Origin of the sequence: uncultured Maribacter sp., assembly GCF_947496775.1 — a bacterium.
GTDB lineage: Bacteria > Bacteroidota > Bacteroidia > Flavobacteriales > Flavobacteriaceae > Maribacter_B.
This window is the reverse complement of record NZ_CANMDU010000027.1, coordinates 1-3,671: the sequence shown is the minus strand read 5'-3', so window position 1 is coordinate 3,671 and position 3,671 is coordinate 1. Positions and strand designations below refer to the sequence as shown.

At 28.8% G+C, this 3,671-nt stretch carries 3 protein-coding genes; all 3 read left to right on the top strand.

Annotation, left to right across the window (positions count from 1 at the left end; all coding sequences use genetic code 11):
- Positions 1-101: 101 nt before the first annotated feature.
- Positions 102-1,115, top strand: a complete 1,014-nt coding sequence (locus Q0856_RS17790) for a hypothetical protein (RefSeq protein WP_298507159.1) — start codon at positions 102-104, stop codon at positions 1,113-1,115.
- Between the two features lie 156 nt (positions 1,116-1,271).
- A complete protein-coding gene (locus tag Q0856_RS17785; protein ID WP_298507157.1) occupies positions 1,272-2,147 on the top strand; it encodes a hypothetical protein in 876 nt (291 codons plus the stop codon).
- Positions 2,148-2,363: 216 nt separating this feature from the next.
- Entirely contained in the window at positions 2,364-3,125 is a 762-nt protein-coding gene (locus Q0856_RS17780; RefSeq protein ID WP_298507155.1) for a hypothetical protein, read from the top strand.
- The last annotated feature ends 546 nt before the right edge of the window (positions 3,126-3,671 follow it).

Genomic DNA, 3,671 nt, shown 5'->3' with positions numbered 1-3,671 from the left:
AAAAAGCTTTGTCTTAGTGCTAAGACGGAATCTTTTCAGATTCCTTGCTCTCCGCACTAACTTTAGCTCGGGCGTTGCCATTAATTTGAGAAACATCGCAAATGAACATTAAAAATTTAGTAATAATTCTATTTTTATCAATATTTTCAAAGGGAATATCTCAAGAGAAAAGTTATGATATATCCGAAACAACGCTTTCCGAATATATTGCTATCGAAAAACAATTTGTTGGAGGAAAAATAAAAGACAAATCTGTTTACTCACTTAAAGAGAATTTAGGTATTGCATCTTACATAAGACAAGACAACAGTGTGCCAAATTTAGATTTAATAGTAAGATATGTTTTTTCTAAAAAAGACTCGCTTATTAAAGAAATTAGATACGAACTTGACGTTGCAAACTTTGAAAAAAGAATAGAGAACAAACAAAATAAAGATTTTAGAAAAGCATTAGTAAACTATTATTTATACGTTGAGAAAGATTTAATCTCGAAGTTAGGAAAAAGTAAAACTGATGGAGAATTAACAGACAAAACTGTTATCGACGAAAAAAACGACTATTGTAAAAAAAATACTTGGACTTTAGGTAACACAAGAATTGATTTACTCATAGAAATGTCCAATTCTATTAAAAAGAAAAAATCTATTTATCCAAATCATAAGGTCACTATTACATATAAAACTATTGAAACCATTGCGACAGAATATATCGGTCGAAAAAATCCGTCTGAATTAATTCAAGAAAATTTATCTGCAATAAAATTCAAAAATAAATCACGAATTCCGTTAATATCTAAATGCAAAAAGAACCACACAGAGGCTTGTCTTCAGAATTCTATAAGTGATTTAATTTTGAGCGAAGCGAATAAAAGAAATTTGACTTTAAAAAATGACACTCTAAAAATTGGTGTTAGAATAAATAAAGATGGCTCGACTTCAATAATGGATAATGAAACTAAAAATTCGGAACTTAAAGAGGTAGTAACAGATGTTTTATCTTCAATGGAGTTAATTGAACCAGCATATATTAAAAGTCTAAAAAGGTATGAAACTGTTTCCTATTCGTGGTATATACTTATCAAGAATAATGAAATTACTAACCGATTTAAGAACTGAAAAAACAAAAAAACTAATGGCAACAACGTGTATAATTAATGGCTAGTTTGCGCCTACTTACGAAAATCCTTGCGGATTTTCTATTCAGTTTTTATTTGTTAAATTAGGTGCTTAAACACGCCACTAATCATACACAAGACCGTTAGGCTTAATTTGATGAAAAACTACATTCTATTCTTGATTCTTTTAGTTTTTATTGGATGCGATGACAATTCCAAGAAAAATAAGTCTGAAATAAAAGATGTTAAAGTTAATATTAATGATTTTCCAAAAGCTTGGTCAAGAATAACAAAAATTAATAATGATTTAATAAATTATTATCCTTGCAAAGGAGGAGATAGAAGCATACAGTTTTCGACACTATCAAATGGAGATAAATTAATGTATGTGAATTACGATGAACAATATTTTGATTTCTTAGTTAGTGAGTTGATTAAAGAAAAGAATGGATATACTCTTAAAGTTTTAGACCGAAAATCTTATGTCTCTAAAACTTTTCTAATAGAGAATTATGACAACAAAAACAATCTTTTTTATTGGACTTGGAATGACAATGAAAAAGAATATAGGTTTCTGTTCACACCTTTTAACTCAAATAGTAAATATCCTGTTATTTATCAACCTTGTAAAGAATGTCCAGATGTTCCATGCGTTGACAAGGAAATTATTAAAGGAGAATATAAAGCAACTTTGCCTTACAATCTTGCCTTAGATGGAAACGATTATAGAGAAGTAAACTTCACAATAACAAAAGATTCAATATCTGAATTAGAAATATACTATTATCCTGAAAACGAAATTGAAAAAGGAGAATCAATAAAATATAGTGGAAAAGCCAAAATAGATAGCATTTATTTCACTATTGAATTTCAAAATTTTGATAAAGAACTTAGAGTATATTTTAATCCAACTAAAGAATCGAAATTAGAATATCTAAATGACAGTATATTTAGATTTAAAAAAACAGTAAAAGGGTTATTAATCGACGATGCATTTTGTGAGAATTGGGAAATGAAAAAATATAAAAACTAAGCCTAACAACGTGTATAATTAATTGCTTTGGTAAGTGCTTATTTGGAAAATTCCTGCGGAATTTTCTCGCGTTCGTTTTTGTTTACTAAATTAGTTGCTGAAACACGCAACTAACCATACACGAAGACGTTACAACAAATAGCTCTAAAAAAAATATATCGTATAATTTTAATTAATTTCACATTAAAAATTATTTAAAAGAAAAGTTATTAAACTGTGAAAGAATTTTATAAAAAGAATAAAGAATTTCTTCCTGCACTAATTATTCTACCTACTCTATTTGGAACGATAATTCAGCTCCTCCAATTAATTATAATTTCACCAACTTTTTATAAATTTTTTTCAATCAGTCAAGCTGTGATTGACGGCTCCTTCCTTCTTTTTCAGTTGATAGCAATTCTTATTGTTGTTAACTTCTATAGTTATTTTGCTAATGATGATGAGTTTATTTTTTTTGAATCCCAAATTTATCGCAAAGGTAATTCCAAACAAAAAGCCAAGAAGCTATTTTGGAGGCTTCTCATAATTAATTCTGCATTTCTCTTAGGCACATTTTATTTTCAAAAAATAATTTCTGACTTTAAGTTTCCTAGTCTAAAAACCTCTTTATTTTATTTAGTTCTTTCAATATTAGGAGGGATTTTTATATCAAAAAAAAGAACAAAATCATATTTGAAAAATTTATTGGAACTGCATAGGAATAGAAAAAAACCAAAAAAGAATAATCACGGGAGTATACAAACCTGGTATATAATTGCTATGTCTATATTCTTTCTGATTCCACTAATTTTTAATAGTAGCCTTCCTAAGGCGGATTTTAACAATTCTCAAATCATAAACAAAATTAGTATTGAGCATGATCTTGAAGATGTGCAAATTCTATTTTATAGCGATACATATCTAATTATTAACATTCAAAATAAAGATTGCATTTGGCAAAAAGCTGTTTTCAAAACAGATGATTATTTCATACCATAAAATAATAGTTTTGGAATTAAAATGTTCAAAACGACTATGCTGAAATAAAATATGGAACTTAAGATTCTCTCAAGTAAATCGGAATGGACTTCTTAGCAAGATTATGCAGGTGGACTTCCAACTCGAACGGAATAAATAGAATGACATAAAAGTGCGTGCTTACTCTTGGGTGTCGCAACTTGTTATAACAAAACCTATAAACAATACGGGTTTAGGGCTTAAACGAAAAGGTTTGTGTATTTTTATGAAGTCCGCAAAATCTTTGGGATTTTGCTTTGGACAGGAAAAGAAAAAACAAAACCAAAAAATTTCGCTAAGTGCATGGCGGAAAGCAAACGCTAGTTTGCTCCCGTACTGTTCATAGCTCAACCGTTGGCAGTAACTTACCTAGCAAAAAAAGAGAAACTACGCGCTTCCCTCCTTTTTTGTTGTTTACCCTATAGTTGGATTAGTTACTTTCCTAAGCAAAACGTTTATCAGCACAACAAAAAAACTACGATTTATAAAGCTAAAATTTGTCCTTTAAGAAGGTTTTGGGTTTTTAAA